The following is a 23090-nucleotide window of genomic DNA, read 5'->3' on the forward strand; positions in this document are numbered from 1 at the left end:
AATCGCATCAATCCTCTTTTTCATGTGTCATCCATGTTCGTTGTAAAGCGCCTAGCAAAATGTGAGCCGTGTGGAGCATCGCTCGTTCATCCACATCGAAACGAGGATGGTGGTGAGGGAAAATCGCTGAAAGTTCAGGGTTTCCAGCGCCTGTGAAAAAGAAGCTGCCCGGTACTTGTTCTAAATAGTAAGCGAAGTCTTCTCCGACCATGAGTGGTGCCATCTCGATGACACCGTCTTCGCCGACGGTCTCTTTCGCGCTTTGGCGGACGAATTCTGTTTCTCTCACATGGTTGACGACGGCTGGATAACCTTTTATATAGTCAAGCGCATACTCGGCATCGCTCGCAGCGCAGACAGAACGAATCATACGTTCCATATCCGTGATGATTTTATCTTGCGTCCCTGAAGTGAACGTACGCACGGTTCCAGACAACTTGGCCTCTTCGGCAATCACATTGAACGCTTGACCGGAATGGAGAGTCCCAATGGTCAAAACGGCTGGTTCGAGCGGGTCGATGCGTCGACTGACCACTTGTTGGAGGTGGTTCGCCACATTCACGGCGACCATGAGGGCATCGACCGTATGTTGCGGAATCGCACCATGACCACCTTTTCCTGTGATGGTCAATTCAAAGCGATCGGCTGCCGCCATGGCGGGACCTGTTTTGACGCCGACTGTTCCGAATGGGAGGGGTGTCCAGATGTGCGCACCATAAATATAATCCACATTGTCGAGACAGCCATCCTCAATCATCGGTTTAGCGCCACCGGGAGCCAATTCTTCGGCGAACTGGTGAATCAGCACGACGTCTCCCGGAAGGTCCATCTCGGTCAATACTTTCGCGAGGACGAGAAGCGTCGCTGTATGGGCATCGTGTCCACAAGCATGCATGACCCCGTTTACTTTTGAACGATACGGAACGTCTTTCACATCTTGGATGGGAAGCGCGTCAAAGTCGGCCCGTAACGCGATGGTCGGACCATCACCGCCTTTGATTCGACCGACGACCCCATTACCGCCAACGTGTTCACGTACTTCAATCCCAAGTTCGCGGAGATAAGAGGCGATCATCTTCGGCGTTTCGACTTCTTGAAAAGATAGCTCTGGATATTGGTGAAAATGGCGTCGTAAAGACACCATCTCTTCGAACAACTCGGTCAAACGTACTTCGGCATTCGTGACAACCATTGCGTACACTCCTTTGTGATCAACGCATTAAGAATTGCAACCATTTGCTAATTTTTATGAAAGTTAAGCTTATCTTATACGAGTAAAGGGAATTAATACAGGAGAAAATGAAGAAATGAGGTGCCAACATGGGGTGGATTATTGCGATTGTAGCGGTTGTCGTGCTCGTACTCATTTATTTTTCGATGTACAACGGGCTCGTCAAATATCGAAACTGGGTAGATGAGGCATGGGCTCAAATCGATGTACAGTTGAAGCGGCGCTATGACTTGATTCCAAACTTGGTCGAGACGGTGAAAGGGTATGCGAAACACGAGCAGGAGACGCTTGCGAAGGTCGTCGAACTGAGAAATCAGCTTGGTGAGAAGTCGAATCGTCAAGATCAGATGGCGGTGAACGACCAACTGAGCGGGGCGCTGAAAAATCTATTCGCGCTTCGTGAAGCGTATCCGGATTTGAAGGCGAACGAGAACTTCAAGATGTTGCAGGAAGAATTGACGCAGACGGAAAACAAGGTCGCATACTCGCGTCAGCTCTATAACAACACGGTCATGAAGTACAACACAAAAATCGAATCGGTACCGACGAACATCATTGCCTCTGTGCACCATTTTGAAAAGCGCGATATGCTCGAGGCGCGTGCCGAAGAGCGCGAGAACGTTCGCGTCTCGTTTTGATGAATCGAGGTGGCAGCTATGCTCCTCTATGAACAGATTCGAAAGAATAAAGTGAAGACGGTCTTCATCGTCACAGGGTTTGTGTTGTTCGTCCTTCTCGTCGGAGCGGCCATTTCCTATGTGAACTATGGAGACGCAGTCCCAGGTTTGATTTTCACACCAATCTTCTCCTTGTTTTATGTCGGAATCGTCATCATGTCGAGCACGAATATCGTCATGAAGATGAATCGGGCGCGAGAGGTGACATCGGTGGAAGAACACCGATTTTTATGGCATACGGTCGAAAACATGGCGATGGTCGCGCGAGTGCCAATGCCCCGTATCTTTATCATCAACGATCCGTCACCGAACGCATTTGCAACCGGACTGAAACCAGAAAAGGCGGCCGTCGCCGTCACGACGGGGCTACTAGAGCGATTGTCTCGTGAAGAAGTGGAAGGTGTGATTGCGCATGAGGTCGCACACATTAAAAACTATGACGTGCGTCTCTCGACGGTCACACTCGCACTCGTCTCGGTCATCGCCATTATGAGTGATATCGGTTCACGGATGTTATTTTTTCGAAGCATCAGTGGGGGACGACGTGACCAAAATCAGAATCCCATCTTCCTCATCATCGGACTTGTTTTATTGGTGTTGGCTCCGCTCATCGCGATGCTGATCAATATGGCGATTTCACGTAATCGCGAGTTTCTAGCAGATGCGAGTGGAGCGGAACTGACCCGTAACCCGGATGCCCTCGCCTCAGCGCTTGAGAAGATTGCCAACGTCGAGACACCGGTCGAGCAAGCGTCGAGTGCCTCGGCCCCACTTTACTTCTCCGATCCACTTAAGAAGAAAGTGAGTGGTCTGTTCTCGACGCACCCTGATCCAGTCGAGCGGATTTCCCGACTTCGTCAAATGTAATCAGAGCCTGTCCGGTTGCGGCAGGCTCTTTGTGTTACACTGAACTGGGAAAATAAGGGGGTGAATGAGTTGGGTAAAAAGAAGTACATAGGGTTCGTCCTTGGATTTTGTGTCGTCATTTTCTTATCAGGTTTTGTATTGAATAATCCGATTTGGCAATTGATGCATGTCATTATGTGGCTTACCCAATACATCTTGCCATGGATTTTTCTCTATTACTTCATTCAATTCTATAAACACTATGCACAAAAACAAGAAAAGCCACCTGAATGAGGTGGCTTTCGACGTTTATCCGGCGCGGTGGCTACGGATTTTTTCAATCTCATCGAGGACGAACTGAACGTTTGTACCGACGATGACTTGGATATGATTCGGGCTGACGACTTTAACGCCAGGGATGCCGGCTTTCTTGATTTGATCTTGGTTGACAGTATCCATGTCTTTGACATCGACGCGTAGGCGTGTGATGCAAGACTCGATTCCTGTGACGTTGCTGTCACCGCCGAGACCGTCATAAATCATGTTCGCCATCGCTGAGAACTCGTTACCTGAAGCAGATGCGACCGGCGCCACTTTCGTTTCGCCATCTGTCGTTTCACTTGCGACTGCATCCACAACTTCATCTGGTTCACGACCTGGTGTCGCCAAATTGAGCTTCACAATCATGAAGCGGAAGATTGCGTAGTAGATGACTGCAAATACGAGACCTTGAACGAGTAACATGTATGGTTGGTTCGCAAGCGGCAAGCGTGAGCTCAACACGAAGTCAACCAATCCTGCACTGAATCCGAACCCGGCTGTCCACTGGAACGTTGCCGCGATAAAGAGCGAGATTCCTGTAAGGACTGCGTGTACAAGGTAAAGAACTGGTGCGAGGAACATGAACGAGAACTCAAGTGGTTCAGTTACCCCTGTAAAGAATGAAGCGAATGCAGCTGCAAGAAGAAGCGAAGCCGCTTGTTTCTTACGTTTTGTCTTCGCTGTGTGGTACATCGCAAGTGCTGCGGCCGGGAGACCGAACATCATGATTGGGAAGTAACCCGCTTGGTACATTCCCGTTACACCTTTCTCACCTTCACCAGACCAGAAATTCCCGATGTCGTTAATGCCTGCAACGTCGAACCAGAAGACCGAGTTGAGGGCGTGGTGAAGCCCGGTTGGGATCAAGAGACGGTTGAAGAATCCGTAAAGTCCGGCACCGAATGCGCCAAGTTTAGAAATCGATTCCCCGAATCCAACGAGGCCTGTGTAAACGACCGGCCAGATGAAGTAGAGCGCGACCGATACAAGAATCATCGAGAATGCCGTCATGATTGGAACGAGACGCTTTCCACTAAAGAACGCGAGGGCATCCGGTAATTTGACGTGACTAAAGCGGTTGTACATCGAAGCAGCGACGAGACCAGAAAGAATCCCGACGAACGCGTTGGCAATCTTCCCGAATGCCGGGTTGACGGCTTCGACATCCACACCTTGGAACAACGCGACCGTGCCAGCAGAGAGAAGTGTTGTGACGGTCAAGAAGGCGACGAGTCCGCTGAGTGCTGCAGAACCATCGCGGTTTTTAGCCATTCCGAGAGCGACCCCAACTGCGAAAAGAATTGGAATGTTATCGATAATCGCCGCACCCGCTTTGATTAAGAATGCAGCTGCAATGTTTTCGGATCCCCAGCCGACTGGGTCAATCCAATAACCAATCCCCATGAGAATCGCGGCAGCCGGAAGTACGGCAACCGGTAACATGAGGGAACGTCCGAGACGTTGGAAAAAGTTCATCATTTTTGATTTCCTCCTTTTTGGTGGTGTTGATCTTGTAGGCGTTGAATGTGGAGCGTAATATAGCCAAGTTCTGACTCGGGCAAGACGATGCCATATGTCTCTTCCATTTCTGTTGCGACATCAGATGCGCACGCATAAGCAGACGTGAATTTCGTCTGAATCATGCGGAGCATGTCTTCATCAATCGTGTGATGATCGTAATGGTTGACCCGATCCATGACGAACCGTAAATGTGTTAATAATCGTTGATAGGATAAGTCATCTTCTTCAATGGATACATCGAGTCGTCGTGAAATCGATTGAATCATGTCGCGGACAATCGTTGTCTGTTTGACCGTCTTGCGTAAATCACCTCCTTTCACTTTCATCGTATGGATATGAAGCGCGATGAACGCGGCTTCGTCTTTCGGCATTTGGACGTTCAATTTTTCTGCGATATGTTCAATCGCCCATAGTCCAATCTCGTACTCATTCCGATAAAGGATTTTAATCTCATTCAACAGTTTGTTCCGCAGTGAGATGCCTTCCATCTCCCGCTCAATGGCAAATGAGATATGGTCGGTCAGGACGATGTGGATATGTTCATTAAATGATGTCTCAAGCCGTTTTTCTGCGTACGAAATAATGTCCTCGGAAACGGTAAAGTGTTCAACGGGAATCCGACTCAACAACTGCTGGAACTTATCGTTTTCCGGCATGATGAACAATTTTTCGATTTTATGGGGATTGACGATGTCGTTCTTCGTCTTTTTAAAGGCGACGCCAGGACCAATCGCAATTTTTTCTTCCCCATCGTCCGAAACGATGACCGCATTGTTGTTCAAAATCTTTTTGATCTTAATCATGTGTCCTCCTTGTTCTGGAGTCACGCTTCCACTCGGGCGACAATCGTCTTACCCGGGACGGCTTCCTTCGTGAATGTGAAGGCGTAATGATGGGCAAGCGCGCCACCATTCGTCACGACCATTGGCGTGACCGTGTCTTTACCAGCTTGATAAATTTGGGACAAGTCGGCTGTCATTAACAGCTGTCCTGTTTTCACGTGGTCACCTACATCTACACGGAGATCGAACGGTCGACCTTCGAGTTCGACGGTGTCGAGTCCGACGTGAATCAAAATCTCAGCACCGTCCTCGGTCCGAATACCGATGGCGTGCTTGGTCGGAGCGATTTGTACAATTTCTCCGTCAGCTGGTGAGACGACTGCTCCGTCTGTCGGTGTGATGGCAATGCCATCCCCCATCATCTTTTCACTGAAGACCGGGTCCGCTACTTGATCGAGTGGAATAACGTCTCCTTCCATTGGCGAGTGCAGTGTCGGTTTGTGTCGATTCATTAACTTATTCCATAACATATCTTCTACATCCTTTCTTAACGCAAAACGAGGAAAAACAAAACAGGCATGGAGTATAGACGGGTGGCATGCACCGTACGTCTTACCCCATGCCTGATCGAATCAGTCACATGTGATCGCTATTCGTTTCTTCACGTTCAACATAACATGTGTGGATTTGAGACACAAGTCTTTTTTTGAAAGCGTTCTCTAAAATTTTACAAGGTGATGAATCTGTTGTATAGTAAGGGCGAATCTATTGAAGAAAGGTGTTGCATGTTGATGAGTGAGGTTGTATCTGCCTAACGAACTGAAAATTGTCGGATGATACGTCTTTTTGTCATGCCGTCATGTTCCGTTACAGATACCGCCCATCAAAAACTGCCAGACACCGGTCTGTCTTTTTGCGTTGGTCGTCATCGACCGACGCTTTTTTGTTTGCGCGGTATCTCGATTCTACAATTTGAGGAGAGACACACATGAACGAACAAACATTTGAAAAATTACAATACAACGAATTGATGACAAAAGTAGAGCGCTTCTGCATCAGCGGATTCGGAAGACGACTACTCAGGCAGCAACGTCCGACGAGCCATATTGCGACGGTGAAGAAGCGCCTGCAAGAAACGTCTGAAGCACGAGCGATTTTAGATGCGACGTCACATGTCCCATTCATCGGAGTGTCTGATATGGAGACGATCATCGGGAAACTACAACGCGGGATCCAACTCGAAGCAAACGAGCTCGAAGCGGTCGCCGAGTTTTTACGTGGCGCTCGCAAGCTGAAGCGATTCATGCTCGAACATGAATTTTTCGCACCACTCTTGTCCGCATATGCTGCCGGAATGGGAGAATGGCGAACGCTCGAAGAACACATCACGCAAGCGATTCGAGCCGGTCAGGTCGTCGATGAGGCGTCAAAAGAGTTGAAGCGGATTCGAAAACAAGTCGATATTCTCGAAGGACGGATTGAGGAACGGTTGGCCAAGTTTTTGAAGAGCGCCGCCAATCGTGAGATGATTCAAGACGGATTCGTCACGAAAAAACAGGACCGCTTCACCATCCCGATCAAAGCTTCATATAAGCATAAAGTGGCGGGTACGATTGTGGACACATCGAATCGCGGCACGACGGTCTTTATTGAACCGGAAGCCATTTCGAAGTTGAACGCTGAACTCGTCGTCAAACGGACGGAAGAAGCGGTAGAAGTGTATCAAGTACTAGCGACGTTGACGGGAGCCGTGGCAGAAGTTCTTCCTGACATCGAGGCGACGCTCGATGTCATTGCCCAGTACGATATGGTCTTCGCCAAAGGGAAGTACAGTCAGTCGATTGATGGCGTGACACCGCATGTGAATGCGACCGGTCGCATCCAATTGAAGCGAGTACGCCATCCGCTCTTAGAAAGCGCTGTGCCACTCGATTTTGCCATCGGTTCAGACTATCGCGGCTTGATTATCACGGGACCGAACGCCGGCGGGAAGACGGTCGTATTGAAAACGATTGGACTCCTCAGTCTCATGACGATGACGGGTCTGCATATACCGGCCCATCCCGATACGGTCATCTCGACATTCGATGAGGTGTTCGTCGATATCGGAGACAATCAGGATTTGGAGTCGGCGCTCAGTACGTTCTCGGCGCATATGCACAATGTGGCGAAAATCATGCAAACCGCTGGAAAACGGTCACTCTTGTTATTCGACGAAATCGGAAGTGGGACGGAACCGAATGAAGGGGCCGCTCTTGCGATTGCCATTTTAGAAGCGGCATATAAACGGGGCGCGATTGTCGTGGCATCGACGCATTATGGAGAAATCAAATCGTATTCTGAAGCGCATCCGGATTTCATGAACGCAGCGATGCAGTTTGACCCGGAAACGCTCGAACCGAAATACCGACTTCTCATGGGGCAGTCAGGCGACAGCAACGCCTTATTTATCGCTCGCAAGATGAAGTTACCGGAAGCGATTCTCAAACAGGCATCTCGTTACATGAACGAGAAAACGTATGACACAACGAAAGTCGATGAATCTAAAATAACGCGAGAAGTGGAAGTGGTACCACTTGAAGAAGCAGAGCGTTTTGAAAAAGGTGACCGTGTTCGTCTACTCGAGACGAATCAAGTCGGTCTTGTTTATTCGTTTGATGCATCGCGTCGGCATGTACGAGTGTTCGTGGATGCAGAGTATATAGAGTTGCCGAGTCGTCGTGTCCGATTAGAAGCACGGGCAACGGAACTTTATCCAGCTGACTATGATTTGGATACGTTGTTTACGACGTATCAAGAACGAAAGGAAGCCCACGACTTTGCACGAGGATCGAAAAAAGCGTTACGACGAGTGGAGAAAGAGATTCGAGAAAGAAAGAAACAAGAGCAATCTAATCGTAAATAAAACGTACTACCATCCGTCATTCAAAAGGCAGCCACTTGCGGTGGCTGCCTTTTGACTTATAAGCTGTTGCTTTGATTTTCTACGTTGCTGTCGCTCTCTGTTGAAGCATCGTCATCTGAAGAGGATGAATCGCCGTGATGTGGACCGTGACCATGCCCATGGCGACCCCCTTCACGTCCGCCACGCATGCCGCGAGCATCTTCTAAATCATCGTAACTCGTCACATCGGCAAAACGTTCTTCGTGGTCCGCAAGGATTTGATCGGCTTCTTCTTGCGTCAAGTTTCCTTCTTCCACAGCGGTTGCGAGTTTTTCTTCATGCGACGTCATGATGGCATCGATGAACGCTTCGATTGAGATCCCTTTTTCTTCTGCAAGCTCAGGAAGTGATTGCCCGTTTTCGCGAGCAGCATCCACTTCTTCTTCTGTTAAACCGAGCGCTTCGATGAGAGCAGCATGCCCCGCTTCTCGTTCACCGAACATACCAGGACCCCGTTCACCACGTTCGCATTGTGTGGATGCTGTCGTTGTCGATTCATCTGTCGTCGTGTCATTCGTCGCGGCATATACGCCAGTGCCCGAGACGGCTAAAAGCCCCGCTAAGGCGATTGCTAGTTTTGTTGATTTCATGTGTATCTCCTCCTTTGTTACTTCAAGTGTAGAACTGAAGGCGTTAGAAGTTGTGAGGGAGTTGCAAGATTTCTGCAAATTGTCTTTGGGAAACGGTGGGACGTTCGATGTGTGCGATATAATGGATGTGGAGGCGATAGGAGATGAACGTACTCGTTGTGGAAGATGAACAAAAACTGGCGGACGGCATGTCCCGTTTTTTAACCTATGCCGGGTTTGAGGTGACCGTGGCGATGACCTTGAGTGAGGCGAAACAACAGTTGCATCAACGATTTGATGCGGTCTTATTGGACGTTCGCTTACCGGATGGGGAAGGGTGGACTTTGATACCGACATTGAAAGCGCAACAGCCCGCACCTGCCATCATCTTGACGACGGCGCGAGGCGAGGCAGATGATCGCGTATTCGGATTGGAGCTCGGGGCAGACGACTACTTGGTCAAACCGATTGTCTTGAAAGAGCTAGAGATTCGTCTGAAACGTCTCGTCAAACAGACCGATGTGATTCAATTCGGAGCGCTCACTATCGACATCAAATCGAGAATGGTACAGGAGAACGGTCATCCGCTTCGACTGACAAATAAGGAGTATGAACTACTTTTGTATCTATGGAAGCACGTCGGAGAGGCGTTGGACCGGAATCGCCTGCTCGACGACGTATGGGACTACGCGTTCGTCGGAGATACGCGTACGGTCGACACTCATATTAAACAATTACGTGATAAATCACCCACACTGAAAGAACAGTTGAAGACCGTTCACCGGGTCGGTTATCGCTTAGAGAGACTGTCATGAATCGGTTAATGAAGAAATTACTGTGGACGGCTGTTCTACCACTTGCTGTGATGGCACTCTTAACTTTCGGACTCACGTCATTATTGATCGGACGTTTCGCAGAAGACGAAACATATGCACAATTGGAGCGCGAGGCGGCGATTGTGTATGAGGCCGTTCAAGAGGGACGTGGGATTCCAGGTCAACTAGACGTGCTCCTATTTCAGGACGGACAACGGGTCGAGCTCGAACGTGGTGGACGGATGCATCGCATGATGCCGATCAGCCTTGACCCGAATGACTTAGCGGTTCAGGACGAAGTGAGTGTGAACGGCACCCGCTTCTTGACGTATTTACAAGAAGAAGGGGATATTCAAATCGTGACGTACAGCCCCGTACCGTTCTCGAATCCACAGTTTCAGCAAATCTATCTTATCCTAGCAGGTGGGTTTATCCTGGCACTGTTGGTTGCCATCGGCGTCACATTTTGGATGAGTCGTCGGCTCACGCAGCCGCTCGTGGAGTTGAAGCAAGCGACCGCATCGATCATGGAGGGACGACACGACATCACTCTACCGAATGTGACGAATGACGAGATTGGGGATTTGACCGTCACGGTCGGTCGTATGAATGAATCGCTTCAAGAAAAAGAGGTGCTTCAAAAATCATTTATATCCGGGGTGACGCATGATGTGCGTACACCACTCGCCATCGTTCGGAACGAGGCGGAGATGCTGGAGCTAGGTGTTGTGGAGACATCGGATATTTCGATGACCGGAAAAAGTATTACCGAGGAAGTGGACCGGATTGACCGACTCGTCAACCAGATGCTCGAATATTCAAAGTTGTCGTCCGGTACGATTCCGCTTGAAATAGAGTCGCTTCAACTAGATGACTTGATTCGTCGACTGACTTCACGCATGTCCGAGTGGTTCCGACAAAAAGACGTGACGCTCGATTTACAATTGGAGTCTGTAATGATTCAAGCTGACCGACTAGCGATGGAACGGGTTCTCTCGAACTTCTTGAGAAATGCGTATGAAGCGAGTCCTCCTCGGGGATGCATCACCATCAGACTGACGCCAAATCGATTAGAAGTGACAGATGAAGGGAAGGGAATTGACCCTACCATCCAGCATTCCATTTGGGATATGTATGTGAAAGGAGACCGCTCGAACGGACATGGCCTAGGTCTCGCCATCACGAAATTACTTCTTGAAGCACAAGGGCTTTCTTACGGGGTTAATTCAGAGAAGGGGGCGACATTTTGGATCGAATGGACATGACTTTGTTTTTGCGTGGGGTACGGTTAGAGAGGAAACGAATCCGTTCGACAGGCTATCCGTATACGTTACCGATTTTTCAGACACTCGATGAACTATCGTTTCATCATCCTGTCACGTTTCTTGTCGGAGAGAATGGGAGTGGGAAGTCGACATTGATTGAGGGGATGGCCGTGGCGGCCGGATTCAATCCAGAAGGCGGAGCACCTTCCTTCCAATTTGAAACAGAGTCGACGCATAGTTCCTTGTTTGAAGCGCTTCGTCCGATTCGAGGCCCGTATCGTCCGAAAGATGGCTTTTTCTTACGTGCCGAGACGGCATATCAGCTATCAAGTTATGTGGACGAGATGGCGAAATCAGGGCGAGATCCTGAACGATTTTATGAATCATACGGCGGACGTTCTCTTCATGAACAGTCACACGGTGAAGCGTTTCTCTCCCTCATGCTACATCGTTTTCGTGGAGACGGTCTCTACATTTTGGATGAGCCAGAGGCCGCATTGTCACCGATGCGTCAACTGACGATGCTCGCGCGCATGCATGAACTCGTACAAGCGGGAAGTCAATTCATCATTGCGAGTCACTCCCCTATCTTGATGTCGTATCCAGGTGCGATGATTTTGCAAGTGGAGACGGGGCTTACTCCGACAGCGTTTGATGATCTGGAACATGTAAAGGTCATGCGCGACTATTTGGATGCGCCAGAGCGGATGCAGCGGGTCTTGTTCGATGAATAAAACGGTCACGATGTAAGCGTTTTAATTTTATGTTGACGTCAAGATGTCTAGGGAGTATGCTTATATCGAAAAGAAGAAAATCCACTTTGGGATTGTTACTGGTGATGCAGGCAAAACCTAAATTGATGCCATGACTCCATATTGGACTCTGGTGTGAATTTAGGTTTTTTTCTTTTCAGTTCAGTTGAATGAGAGCGAGGTGAGGAGACCATGCATATTTCAAAAGTGTTCAACAACAATGTCGTAGCCATCGATGCGAACGGTCAAGAGCAGGTTGTGATGGGGCGCGGGATTGCGTTTCAAAAGCGACCAGGCGATCCAATTGACCAGACACGAATCGAAAAAATCTTTACGCTCGAGAGTAAAGAAAGCTATGAGCGTTTCGTTCACTTTTTAAATGAAATGCCGACAGATGAGATGGAAACGGTGAAGCAGATTGTCAGGTTGGCTGAACAACGATTGGATCAACCCATCCATGATTCGTTATATGTGACGCTAGCAGACCACCTTCATTTTGCACTCAGTCGGTATCAGGATGGAATCCAAATTCGAAATCCTCTCGTTTGGGAAGTGAAACGATTTTATGCTCCGGAGTTCGCTATCGGAAAAGAAGCGGTTAAACTGATCAATGAGCGGCACAAGGTCAAACTTGATGAAGACGAGGCAGTTGCGATTGCCTTACATCTCGTCAATGCGACGATGTCTGGTGTCAAAGGTGAAAACCTGCATCTTGTCACCGAGATGACGCGAGCTACGCAAGCGATTCTGACGATCATTACGTACCATTTTCAAATCGAATTGGACGAAGAGTCATACGCGTATGCACGCTTTTTGACACATTTAAAATATTTTGTGCAGCGCCTTGCATCTGGAGAGAAGGTCAAGTCAACGGGTGACGAAACCTTGTTCCTGATGGTGAAGCAGCGATACCCGGAAGCGTTTGAGTGTGTCGAAAAAATCGCCGGGTTGATCGCGACGAAATATCATTACGACGTATCAATGGACGAACGGCTGTATATGATGATTCATATCGAAAACTTAATGAAAGAACGCCGACCCTAAGGATGGTTACTGATGATGCAGGCCAAACCTAAATGACTACACAATTTGTTGTGTGGTGATTTAGGTTTTTCTTTTTACCTAAAATGATAAGGAGTGAACAAGATGGACCAATACAAACAACTGGCAGAAACGATTGTGCAACATGTCGGTGGTAAAGAAAACGTCAAAAGCGTCTTTCACTGTGCAACGCGGTTGCGCTTCAAACTAAAAGATGAATCAAAAGCGAGTGCGGCGACATTAAAACAACAAGATGGTATCATCACCGTCGTTCAAAGCGGCGGACAGTTTCAAGTCGTCATCGGAAACAATGTACCTTACGTCTACAAAGAGGTGGTTGACGTTGGTGGTTTCCAGACATCTTCAACCGAGGATGAAGAAAAATCAGGTGTATTCAACCGATTGATCGATGTGATTGCCGGAATCTTTACGCCGATCCTCGGACCGATGGCAGGTAGTGGTCTGTTGAAAGGATTACTTGCGATTCTCGTCGCGCTCGGATTATTAACGCAAGAGATGGGGACGTATGTCGTCTTAAATGCCGCGGCAGACGCACTATTTTACTTCCTACCAGTGATTTTAGGACATTCGGCTGCGAAGAAATTTGGTGGGAACCCGTATATTGGGATGATTATCGGGGGAGCGCTCGTTTATCCTTCGATTGTCGCTATTCAAGGAGCCGGTGAGTCGTTAACGTTCCTCAATGTACCAGTCGTCTTGATGAGTTATGCGTCTTCGGTCATCCCGATTATCTTGGCGACATATGTGTCTTCAAAAGTAGAAACATTCTTCAACCGTCATACACATGAGGCCGTCCGAAACTTCACGACGCCGATGATGGCATTGTTACTCGTTGTTCCGCTAACGTTTTTAGCAATCGGACCGGTCGCAACGTATGCGAGTCAAGGATTGGCGAACGGATACTCATTCTTATATGACTTGAGTCCTACAATCGCCATCGCATTCATCGGTGCGTTCTGGCAAGTGCTCGTCATGTTCGGGCTTCACTGGGGTCTTGTGCCAATCATCATCAACAACTTATCAGTCGTCGGTATGGATACGATCGTTGTCGGTGTATTGATGGCGACATTTGGTCAAGTAGGTGCGGTTCTCGCGATTACCTTAAAAGCCAAAAACCCGAAAGTGAAAGGGTTAGGAACATCTTCCACAATCGCAGGTGTGTTTGGAATTACGGAGCCGGCTATCTATGGCTTGACGCTTCCGCGTAAAAAACCATTTGTGTTTGGAGTAGTTGGTGGAGCGGCTGGTGGTGTAGTAGGAGGTTTGTTCGGTACAGCAGCTTATGCGATGGGAGGACTCGGAATTTTTAGCATTCCGGTCATGATTCCTCCAACGGGTGTCGATTTAGCATTTTACGGAGCATTTATCGGAATGGCGGTAGCAACGGTGGTCGCTCTCGTGTTGACAATGGTCTTCCACAAAGAAGAAGCGACGGTCGAGTCGCAAGAACAAGAGGTCGCCCAGTCTGTATCTGAGCAGGTAGGCTTTCCGGTCTCAGCTCCATTGAAAGGAGAAGTCGTGTCGCTTGAAACGGTTCGAGATGAAGTATTCTCAAGTGGGGCGATGGGGAAAGGGATTGCCATCATGCCTTCAGAAGGTACCGTGTATGCTCCGTTTGACGGCGAAATCGTCACGGTTTACCCATCAAAACATGCAATCGGTCTTCGATCTGATACAGGTGTAGAAGTATTGATTCACATTGGTTTAGACACGGTTAAATTAAACGGGAAGTACTTTGAAACACTTGTGACGGATGGACAGAAAGTGAAAGAAGGAGATTCGCTCGTCCGGTTTGATATGGATGCCATCGCTCGTGAAGGATATGACACGATCACACCAATCATTGTGACGAATACCGATCATTATTTAGACGTATTACCAACTTACACAGGAGCGGTAGAAGCGAATCATGGCGTATTGCGCGTCATTGTATAACAAAGGAGGAGACAATATGAAACAAGTATCGAGTGAATTTTTATGGGGCGGGGCCACTGCGGCCAATCAACTAGAGGGCGGTTATCAGGAAGGTGGTAAAGGACTTTCGATCGCTGACGTGATGCCTGGTGGGAAGCACCGAATGAAGATCATTCATGACCCAACGTTTGATTTTGAATTACATGATGAATATTCGTATCCGAACCATGAAGGGATCGACTTCTATCATCGCTACAAAGAAGATATCGCCCTCTTTAAAGAAATGGGATTCAAGACATTCCGTATGTCGATTGCCTGGTCACGAATTTTCCCGAATGGAGATGAAGTTGAACCGAACGAGGAAGGTCTTCAATTCTACGATCGCGTCATCGATGAGTTGGTCGCACAAGGCATTGAACCACTCGTCACGATTTCTCACTATGAGATGCCGTTGCATCTTGCAAAACATTATGGAGGTTGGCGTGATCGCCGCCTCGTGGAATATTTTGAACGATATAGTCGCGTCTTATTCGAACGTTATCGAGGTAAGGTCAAATATTGGTTGACGTTTAACGAAATCAACGGAGCGCAATTTATGCCAATGCTCAGTCTAGGAATCGCGGTTCGAGAAGAGGAAAATACATTACAACTCACGTATCAGGGACTTCATCACCAACTGGTCGCAAGTGCACTCGCAACGAAAGCGGCACGCGAGATTGACCCAACGATGCAAATTGGATGTATGCTCATTGCAGCTCCAGTCTATCCATACAGCTCAAACCCGGACGATGTGTGGTTTGCACACGATGCTGAGCGGATGATGAACTTCTTCTGCGGGGATGTCCATGTACGTGGGAAATATCCAAGTTTTGCGAAGCGCTTCTTCCGGGAGAACGGCATTGAACTCGAAATGGAAGATGGTGATCTTGAAATTCTAAAAGAAAATACAGTTGATTTCTTTTCGCTCAGTTACTATATGTCGCGTACTGAAAAGGCAGAAAAAGACCAAGATGAAGCGGAAGGAAATATCATGAGCGGGGTCAAGAATCCATATTTACAGGCGAGCGATTGGGGATGGGAGATTGACCCGACCGGACTTCGCGTCATCTTAAACAAGTTATATGAGCGTTATGAGCTCCCGTTGTTCATCGTCGAGAACGGATTAGGTGCATATGATCAAATCGAGTCGGATGGAACAATTCATGATCACTATCGGATTGATTACTTACGCGACCATTTAAAAGGGATGATGGATGCAATCGAAGACGGGGTTGAAGTGATGGGGTACACGAGTTGGGGCTGTATCGACTTGGTGAGTGCCTCGACAGGTGAGTATAGCAAACGGTACGGTTTCATTTACGTAGACCGACATGACGACGGTACCGGGACGTTAGAACGAAAACGAAAAGAATCGTTCTTCTGGTACCAAGATGTGATTCGTTCACAAGGCGCGAGCTTATATGAAGAAGAATCAGTCAAATGAGAAAAGCGGCCTCGGCCGCTTTTTTCATGCTTTCGTAATCTTTCGCAATAAGATGATCGCGAGGCTAACGCCCCCGGCAACCAACATGTATAAGACAATCTCCATCCACGTGCTCATTCGTCGTCTCCGTCAGCAAACACAGCAAGCTCACCTTGCGGCATCGCGACCAACAGATAGGCGTCTCCGCCGAGCGGTCGCGCGTCACCTGCTTGCCAACATTCAAATTGTTCTTGAAATCCATTGATGAATAGGAGAGAACCTGATTCAAATTCGAGTTCGAGATGGGGATGTTCGTGACCGAGTCGTACGTGATGGATGCGCTCACGACGAAGCCGCATGAGTTGTTCGAGTTGTTCACCTTCGTCGAACGTACTTTGCGTCGCATGGACATGCCATGGTCCCTCAATGGAAATCCAAGATTCCAATCCTTGGCGACTGAAATAGAGGAGATGATGGTTCGGACCCGATCCGAAGTCGATTCCGACAAATGATGAGGCGGTAAAGAGGTGATGCAAAATAGATGTCGCTTGTTCGTGCTCTGTGTTAGACACACCGTCACCTCACTTTAAAGAGTTGGTATCATTATCATTTCACGTTACCACGCTAAAGTAAACGAATCTAACTCAATCTAGAAAAGAAATCGCAAATGATTCGTAAAGTATAATGTTGATTTATTTTTCATTTCTGTATACGGAAAAACGGACATTCACGATGAACGTCCGTTTTTCAAATTTCATTATGCTTCGACAAAGGCAGCGCCAATCACGCCCGCATCTCCTGACAATTGAGTGAGGCATAGACACGTTTTTCCACTAGCATGTGGATACATTTTATTCGAGACTGCTTGTTGTAATTCGTTCCAAAATAATGAGGCCGACATCATGACGCCGCCCCCTAATACAATCACATCAGGATCGACGGTATGAATGATATTAGCTAGTCCGCTGGCCAGTTCCTCGACGAAGTGATGGCGGTACTCATCATCTAATAATAGCGAAGGGACGTTTGTATACCCCTTTTCGCTTGCGCGATTCATGAGCGCCGTACCACTAGCGAGTGATTCGAGAGAGCCTCGATTCAGTACAGGGTGAGCTGGTCCGTTCGAACGGATAATCATATTTCCGATTTCACCGGCACTGCCGTTCGCCCCTCGAATGACTTGATGTTTATAGACATATCCGCCACCAATCCCTGTGCTGACTGTTACATAAAAAACAGAATCGAATCCTTTCCCTGCCCCAAATTTGGCTTCTGCGAGAGCTGCCGCATTCGCATCGTTTTCAAGGGTGACAGAATAGCCGAGACTCTGTGTTAAAGGCTCAACGATTTTTTGATTGTGCCAATTCGGAAGATTTGGAGGAGTTAAAAACATTCCCTGTTTCAAATCGAGTGGACCGGGTGCCACAAGCCCGACATGCTGTATATCGAATTCAACATTGAATTGATGAATCGCAGTCTCGATAGATTGTAATGCTTCTTCAAAAGGAAGGTGAGGCTGCGTGTTAAACGTAAGTTGTTTTAGTACTTCACCTTTGAGTGAAACAGCCGCAATCCGAGTGTTCGTCCCTCCTAAATCGATCCCGATTCGGACGACTTGCTTCTCATCGGAAGGAACACCAGTCACTAAACAAGTCGCTTCTCCCTCAATCAAGAACGACTCATTGGCCGGGAGAAGGAGTGTACCTCCCGTAGGTACTTCCATCTCATCAATGATTAATGTTCCTTGCACGACAGATAGTAACCGAAACGTGTCGGTCGAAATCTTTTCTTTCGCTGTAACGTGCCATTTTTCCACGAAGAAGAATGGATTCTTCGTCAAACGTGTTCGAAAGTGATCGAGTTGACGGATTGGTTCGCTATAGCCAAGGTGAGGGACGAAAGAAGCGAGGACTCCCTTCTCTACATGAAGCTCACGAGGACGACCGGTCGTCACATCTACTCGCTCGTAATCGTATAGACGATAGGTTGTGTCCGAACTTTGTTGAATTTCCAGTACGCATACCCCTTTTGTCAACGCATGCACCGTTCCAGCTGGGACATAGAAAAAATCACCGGCATGAATCGGTTTTCGTATCAAGCCGTTTTCCAAATCGCCTGTTTCAAGCGCTTTGTTGAAATTTTCCAAGGTGGTATAGGAGTGACCGTAAATGAGTGTCGCATCTGCCGGAGCATCGAGAATGTACCAACATTCATTTTTTCCATATGGTTCATTTTCGAGTCGGTTTGCCAACAAATCATTCGGATGAACTTGAATAGACAAATCATCGTTTGCATCAATCCATTTAATTAATAGCGGAAACACATCCGAGCTAATTTGAAACAACTCTGGATGTTGTTGATAGAGTTCATGCAAAGAAAGACCAATGTAAGGTCCAGAAGCAACGGCTGAACTGCCTTTTTCTAATGCAGAAGCCGTCCAGGCTTCACCAATCGAAGGGTCATTGAATTCGAAACCAAATCGCTTCAGACGCTCCCCTCCCCAAAGTCGGTGTTGATAGTGTGGTTGTAAAAGAATAGCGCTCATATTCCATCCTCCTATTATTTAATATACACTTATGAATTTAAAAACTAAACAAAGTTTAAATCAAGTATAGACATGAAATAAATCATGTGTATAATAAAATATGTAAACGATTTCAAATAAGGAGTGAGGACACATGAAGAAAATCTTATTAGCGTGTAGTTCAGGGATGTCGACGAGTTTACTCGTGACGAAGATGAAGGATCACGCCACATCAATTGGGGATGAGGCGAAGATTTGGGCAGTTGGTCAAGATCAGGTTGTAACCGAGATGGACGAGGCAGATGTGATTTTGATTGGTCCACAAATGCGATTCCTATTGGATAAATTGAAAGCACAAACATCAACGCCGATTGAAGTAATCGATATGATGGCGTACGGCACGGCGAACGGAAAAGCTGCATACGAGCAAGCCATGAAATTAATGGGGTGAACAACGTGGAACAGGTAGATGAGTTAACTTTGGAACAAATGGCGTTCATGATGATTTTGCACAGTGGCAATGCGAGAAGTACGATTCAGGAAGCGATTCAACTGTATAAAACGAGTTCTTATGAAACGTTCGAAGAAAAGATTGGCGAGGCACGCGAACAATTAAAAGAAGCACATCAAACACACTTTTCACAAATTCAGAGAGAAGCGAATGGAGAAAAAACAGACGTATCGTTATTGCTTCTTCATGCAGAGGACCATTTGATGTCTACGCAAACGATGCTTGATTTGACAGCGGGTTTGGTCGAAATGGTCGAACAAAAGATTGTAAATCCTAATCAAGAAGGGTGAATCATATGTCACAGGACAATAAAATGTTCAACATGATCAGTAAACTGCTCATGCCGATGGCGACCTATTTAAACAACAGTCGCTACTTACAAGTATTGCGAGATGCATTCATGCTCGCTTTCCCAATTACCATGTTTGGGTCAATCATCGTCGTCATTGCAAACCTGCCGTTCCTCGACCGTTTCATGTCCGAAAGTACACTCAGTGTATTTAAAACATCACTCGGAAACGCACCATCTGCAACGATGGGGATTATGTCTATCTTTGTCGTCTTCGGTATCGGGTATTATCTATCGAAAAGTTATCAAGTCGAGGCTGTGTTCGGGGGAGCGATTTCGCTCGTGTCATTCCTTCTCTTAACGCCGTTCTTGATTGAAGTGGACGGCATGTCAGAGGCAGTCGGAAATGTCCTTCCATTGGATCGTCTTGGAGCAAAAGGGATGTTCCTTGCGATGATTACAGGATTCCTGTCCGGTGAGATTTATCGATTTGTCGTTCAAAAGAACTGGACGATTAAGATGCCGGATGGAGTACCGCCAGCTGTTGCGAAATCATTCTCAGCACTTGTTCCTGCATTGTTAACCCTGACTGTATTTTTAACATTCAACATCATCGTAACGAACTTATTCAATACGAATCTTCATGACGTCATTTTCAACGTCGTTCAGCAACCGCTTGTGACATTAGGAAATGGTCTCATTCCAACGTTGATTGCAATCTTCTTCGTTCAGCTATTTTGGTTCTTCGGACTCCACGGTCAGGTCATCGTCAACTCGGTGATGGACCCGATTTGGAACACATTATCTGTGGAAAACTTGACGGCTTATACCTCGACTGGAGATGTTCCGAACATTATCAGTAAACAGTTCATTGAAATTTACACGGTAGGGCTTGGTGGTTCCGGAACTACACTGGCTGTCGTCGTGGCCATCTTGTTGTTCTTGAAATCGAAACAGTTGAAACAAATCGGGAAACTATCCCTCGGACCTGGACTATTCAATGTAAACGAGCCGGTCATCTTCGGACTTCCGATCGTCATGAACCCGCTCATCATGATTCCTTGGATTGTCGCACCGCTCGTGACGGTGACGGTCACATACTTCGCGATGTCAACAGGCTTAGTCCCACCACCAACTGGTGTTGCGGTTCCATGGACTGTCCCGATGTTCTTGAGTGGTGTCATGGCGACGAACTCGCTTGCAGGAGGTCTTCTTCAAATCGTGAACTTCTTCATTATTTTGGCGATTTGGTTCCCGTTCTTGAAATTTATCGACCGAATGAATTTGAAAAAAGAATTAGAAGAATCAACAGATAAACAAGAAGCAGTGTAAACATATAGAGAAAATACAAATAAGGGAGAGATAAATAATGACGAACCCGACACAAACACGTATGAGAGAGCAAAAGACCTATCAATTTCCGACAGACTTTTGGTGGGGAACGGCTTCTTCAGCTACACAGATGGAAGGTGCTGCTTTTGAAGGTGGAAAAGGATTGAACATCTGGGATTACTGGTACATGCAAGAGCCGAACCGCTTCTTCAATGGCGTGAGTGCAACAGAGGCCTCAAACTTCTATCATTTGTATGAAGCAGATATCGCATTGATGAAAGAACTCGGGCATAACACGTTCCGTTTCTCCATTTCATGGTCACGTCTTTTTCCACAAGGTGTCGGGGAAGTAAATGAAGAGGCAATCACATTTTATAACAATGTCATCAATTGCTTAATCGATCATGGTATCGAACCGTTCATCAATCTGTATCACTTTGATATGCCGATGGCGCTTCAAGAACAAGGTGGTTGGGAGTCACGGGAAGTCGTGAAGGCATATGTCACCTTTGCGAAGACATGCTTTGAGTTGTTTGGTGACCGCGTCGAGAAGTGGTTCACGCATAATGAACCGATTGTACCGGTAGAGGGTGGATATTTATATGATTTTCATTATCCAAACGTTGTTGATTTCAAGCGAGCTGTCCAAGTAGCGTACCACTCGAACTTATCGAGTGCGATGGCAATCGAAGCGTATCGTGACATGGGACAATCAGGGCAAATCGGAATCATCTTAAATCTGACACCCTCATATCCGAGAAGTCAGCACCCAGCTGATTTGAGCGCAGCGCGCATTGCTGATGCGATGTTCAATCGCTCGTTCCTCGATCCATCTGTTTTAGGTACGTTCCCTCAAGAATTAGTAGATGTGCTGAAGTCGGAAGATGCGATGCCACAGATGAAAGCAGGTGATCTTGAACTCATTCGCGAACATACAGTCGACCTGCTTGGCATCAACTATTACCAGCCGCGTCGCGTGAAAGCAAAAGCATCGCTTCCGAATCCGGACGCACCATTCTTACCGGAAAACTTATTTGATTTCTATGAGATGCCTGGACGTAAAATGAATCCGTATCGTGGATGGGAAATTTACGAAAAAGGAATCTATGATATTTTAATCAATCTAAAAGAAAACTATGGTAATATTCCGTGCTTCATTTCAGAGAATGGAATGGGTGTCGAGGGTGAAGAGCGTTATCGTGACGAAAACGGAAGTGTCCAAGACGATTATCGGATTGATTTCATTCGTGAACATCTGAAATGGATGCACCAAGCGATTGAAGAGGGTTCGAACGTGAAAGGCTATCATCTTTGGACCTTCATGGACAATTGGTCATGGAGCAATGCTTATAAAAATCGCTATGGATTTGTAGGCATTGATTTAGATACGCAACAGCGTACTGTAAAAAAATCAGGACACTGGTTTAAACAATTGATTGAAGCGAAAGGTTTCACAGAATAATGAAGCGAGCTGACAAAGGCTACTCTTTGTCAGCTTTTTTTGATATATTGTACATATATGTCTATACATGAGGTGCTATATGTCTACTAAGAAAAAACCGAAATATGAAACCATTGCTGATGAAATTCGTAAAAGAATTATTGAACACGTTTATCCGCTAGAACATGCACTACCCGACGAAATCCATTTGGCCCAAGAGTTTGGGGTGAGCCGAATGACGATGAAACGTGCGCTTGAGATTCTCGTCATGGAAGGTCTGATCTATCGTAAACGTGGTAAAGGAACATTCATTTTACAGTCAAGCTTCCAAAAAGATCGCATCAACGTGATTAGCAAAGAAACGAGAGGGCTGACTCAAGTAATCGGAGATCGCTCGTTACGAAGTGAAGTCCTCAATTTCGAGGTGAAGTTTCCGAGTCAAGAAGTCGCCGATCATCTCATGATTGAGCTGACAGAACCAGTCTATGAAATACGTCGTGTGCGTTACGTAGACGAGGAGCCGTATGTCATCGAATTGACGTACATGGTTGCTAACCTCATTACAGGAATCACACGTGAAATTTTAGAAAAGTCCGTGTACGCGTATATTCAAGAAGATTTAGGCTATACGATTACAAGCTCGCACAAAGTGATTCGAGCAGATAAACCGGATGAGTACGATCAAGCTTACTTGAAGAATGATATCACTGAACCGATTATCGAAGTCGAGCAAGTTGTCTATTTGAGTAACGGGAAACCGTTCGAGTATTCGTTTGCCCGTCACCGATACGATAAATTTGTGTTTTCATCGGTCAATATTGTGAAGTGAAAG

22 protein-coding genes are annotated in these 23090 nt (G+C 47.0%); 15 read left to right on the plus strand and 7 right to left on the minus strand.

What is annotated here, in order from left to right; genetic code table 11:
* Window positions 1-7: 7 nt before the first annotated feature.
* Window positions 8-1192 carry an amidohydrolase gene (locus ACQKD4_RS11175; RefSeq protein ID WP_427373385.1) on the minus strand — a complete coding sequence of 395 codons (1185 nt, stop codon included), beginning with the start codon at window positions 1190-1192 and terminating at the stop codon, window positions 8-10.
* Between the two features lie 128 nt (window positions 1193-1320).
* Here ACQKD4_RS11175 and ACQKD4_RS11180 point away from each other — a divergent pair, with 128 nt between their 5' ends.
* From ACQKD4_RS11180 to ACQKD4_RS11190, 3 genes are all read left to right on the plus strand, one after another.
* Complete coding sequence (locus tag ACQKD4_RS11180; protein WP_015880351.1) at window positions 1321-1869, plus strand: LemA family protein; 549 nt, start codon at window positions 1321-1323, stop codon at window positions 1867-1869.
* 18 nt (window positions 1870-1887) lie between these two features.
* A complete protein-coding gene (gene htpX, locus ACQKD4_RS11185) occupies window positions 1888-2775 on the plus strand; it encodes a zinc metalloprotease HtpX (protein WP_427373498.1) in 888 nt (295 codons plus the stop codon).
* A gap of 69 nt (window positions 2776-2844) precedes the next feature.
* Window positions 2845-3048, plus strand: a complete 204-nt coding sequence (locus tag ACQKD4_RS11190; protein WP_427373386.1) for a hypothetical protein — start codon at window positions 2845-2847, stop codon at window positions 3046-3048.
* Window positions 3049-3063: 15 nt separating this feature from the next.
* On the opposite strand, the gene nagE is transcribed toward ACQKD4_RS11190, so the two are convergent.
* The 3 genes from nagE to ACQKD4_RS11205 are packed head-to-tail and all read right to left on the minus strand — an operon-like array spanning window position 3064 to window position 5908.
* Window positions 3064-4554 (minus strand): N-acetylglucosamine-specific PTS transporter subunit IIBC, encoded by a 1491-nt coding sequence (gene nagE, locus ACQKD4_RS11195; RefSeq protein ID WP_214695709.1) that lies wholly within the window; start codon window positions 4552-4554, stop codon window positions 3064-3066.
* Window positions 4551-5399, minus strand: coding sequence for a PRD domain-containing protein (locus ACQKD4_RS11200; protein WP_251126982.1), 849 nt, complete (start codon window positions 5397-5399; stop codon window positions 4551-4553). Before ACQKD4_RS11200 ends, nagE begins: the two co-directional genes overlap by 4 nt.
* 20 nt (window positions 5400-5419) lie before the next feature.
* A complete protein-coding gene (locus tag ACQKD4_RS11205) occupies window positions 5420-5908 on the minus strand; it encodes a PTS sugar transporter subunit IIA (RefSeq protein ID WP_427373387.1) in 489 nt (162 codons plus the stop codon).
* 458 nt (window positions 5909-6366) lie between these two features.
* Here ACQKD4_RS11205 and ACQKD4_RS11210 point away from each other — a divergent pair, with 458 nt between their 5' ends.
* The gene (locus ACQKD4_RS11210; RefSeq protein WP_427373388.1) at window positions 6367-8283 is read left to right on the plus strand and encodes an endonuclease MutS2; all 1917 of its coding nucleotides are present in this window, start codon (window positions 6367-6369) and stop codon (window positions 8281-8283) included.
* A 56-nt stretch (window positions 8284-8339) separates the two neighbouring features.
* Here ACQKD4_RS11210 and ACQKD4_RS11215 read toward each other — a convergent pair whose 3' ends face one another.
* Window positions 8340-8912 carry a hypothetical protein gene (locus ACQKD4_RS11215; protein WP_427373389.1) on the minus strand — a complete coding sequence of 191 codons (573 nt, stop codon included), beginning with the start codon at window positions 8910-8912 and terminating at the stop codon, window positions 8340-8342.
* A gap of 143 nt (window positions 8913-9055) precedes the next feature.
* Between ACQKD4_RS11215 and ACQKD4_RS11220 the strand changes: the two genes are divergently transcribed.
* From ACQKD4_RS11220 to ACQKD4_RS11245, 6 genes are all read left to right on the plus strand, one after another.
* The gene (locus tag ACQKD4_RS11220; RefSeq protein ID WP_427373390.1) at window positions 9056-9706 is read left to right on the plus strand and encodes a response regulator transcription factor; all 651 of its coding nucleotides are present in this window, start codon (window positions 9056-9058) and stop codon (window positions 9704-9706) included.
* Window positions 9703-10971, plus strand: a complete 1269-nt coding sequence (locus tag ACQKD4_RS11225; RefSeq protein ID WP_427373391.1) for a HAMP domain-containing sensor histidine kinase — start codon at window positions 9703-9705, stop codon at window positions 10969-10971. Before ACQKD4_RS11220 ends, ACQKD4_RS11225 begins: the two co-directional genes overlap by 4 nt.
* Window positions 10962-11705 (plus strand): AAA family ATPase, encoded by a 744-nt coding sequence (locus tag ACQKD4_RS11230; RefSeq protein WP_427373499.1) that lies wholly within the window; start codon window positions 10962-10964, stop codon window positions 11703-11705. The genes ACQKD4_RS11225 and ACQKD4_RS11230 overlap by 10 nt, the downstream gene beginning before the upstream one ends.
* Window positions 11706-11915: 210 nt before the next feature.
* On the plus strand, window positions 11916-12767 hold the full coding sequence (gene licT, locus ACQKD4_RS11235) for a BglG family transcription antiterminator LicT (protein WP_214746742.1): 852 nt from the start codon (window positions 11916-11918) through the stop codon (window positions 12765-12767).
* A 102-nt stretch (window positions 12768-12869) separates the two neighbouring features.
* Window positions 12870-14720 (plus strand): beta-glucoside-specific PTS transporter subunit IIABC, encoded by a 1851-nt coding sequence (locus ACQKD4_RS11240; RefSeq protein ID WP_214746745.1) that lies wholly within the window; start codon window positions 12870-12872, stop codon window positions 14718-14720.
* Between the two features lie 16 nt (window positions 14721-14736).
* Window positions 14737-16182 (plus strand): glycoside hydrolase family 1 protein, encoded by a 1446-nt coding sequence (locus tag ACQKD4_RS11245; RefSeq protein ID WP_427373392.1) that lies wholly within the window; start codon window positions 14737-14739, stop codon window positions 16180-16182.
* A 113-nt stretch (window positions 16183-16295) separates the two neighbouring features.
* Here the strand turns inward: ACQKD4_RS11245 and ACQKD4_RS11250 are convergent, their stop codons facing one another.
* Entirely contained in the window at window positions 16296-16733 is a 438-nt protein-coding gene (locus tag ACQKD4_RS11250) for a hypothetical protein (RefSeq protein WP_214876173.1), read from the minus strand.
* A gap of 185 nt (window positions 16734-16918) precedes the next feature.
* A complete protein-coding gene (locus ACQKD4_RS11255; RefSeq protein ID WP_427373394.1) occupies window positions 16919-18706 on the minus strand; it encodes a type I phosphomannose isomerase catalytic subunit in 1788 nt (595 codons plus the stop codon).
* Window positions 18707-18839: 133 nt separating this feature from the next.
* Between ACQKD4_RS11255 and ACQKD4_RS11260 the strand changes: the two genes are divergently transcribed.
* From ACQKD4_RS11260 to ACQKD4_RS11280, 5 genes are all read left to right on the plus strand, one after another.
* Entirely contained in the window at window positions 18840-19136 is a 297-nt protein-coding gene (locus ACQKD4_RS11260; protein ID WP_015880368.1) for a PTS sugar transporter subunit IIB, read from the plus strand.
* 5 nt (window positions 19137-19141) lie between these two features.
* Entirely contained in the window at window positions 19142-19486 is a 345-nt protein-coding gene (locus ACQKD4_RS11265) for a PTS lactose/cellobiose transporter subunit IIA (protein ID WP_353047925.1), read from the plus strand.
* A gap of 23 nt (window positions 19487-19509) precedes the next feature.
* Window positions 19510-20817 carry a PTS cellobiose transporter subunit IIC gene (gene celB / locus ACQKD4_RS11270; RefSeq protein WP_427373501.1) on the plus strand — a complete coding sequence of 436 codons (1308 nt, stop codon included), beginning with the start codon at window positions 19510-19512 and terminating at the stop codon, window positions 20815-20817.
* A 61-nt stretch (window positions 20818-20878) separates the two neighbouring features.
* Window positions 20879-22279, plus strand: coding sequence for a glycoside hydrolase family 1 protein (locus ACQKD4_RS11275; protein WP_427373502.1), 1401 nt, complete (start codon window positions 20879-20881; stop codon window positions 22277-22279).
* Window positions 22280-22358: 79 nt separating this feature from the next.
* On the plus strand, window positions 22359-23087 hold the full coding sequence (locus ACQKD4_RS11280; protein WP_427373395.1) for a GntR family transcriptional regulator: 729 nt from the start codon (window positions 22359-22361) through the stop codon (window positions 23085-23087).
* Window positions 23088-23090: the final 3 nt, after the last annotated feature.

The sequence above is a fragment of the Exiguobacterium sp. NPDC077395 genome (genome assembly GCF_050269125.1).
Classification (GTDB): Bacteria; Bacillota; Bacilli; order Exiguobacteriales; family Exiguobacteriaceae; genus Exiguobacterium; species Exiguobacterium aestuarii_A.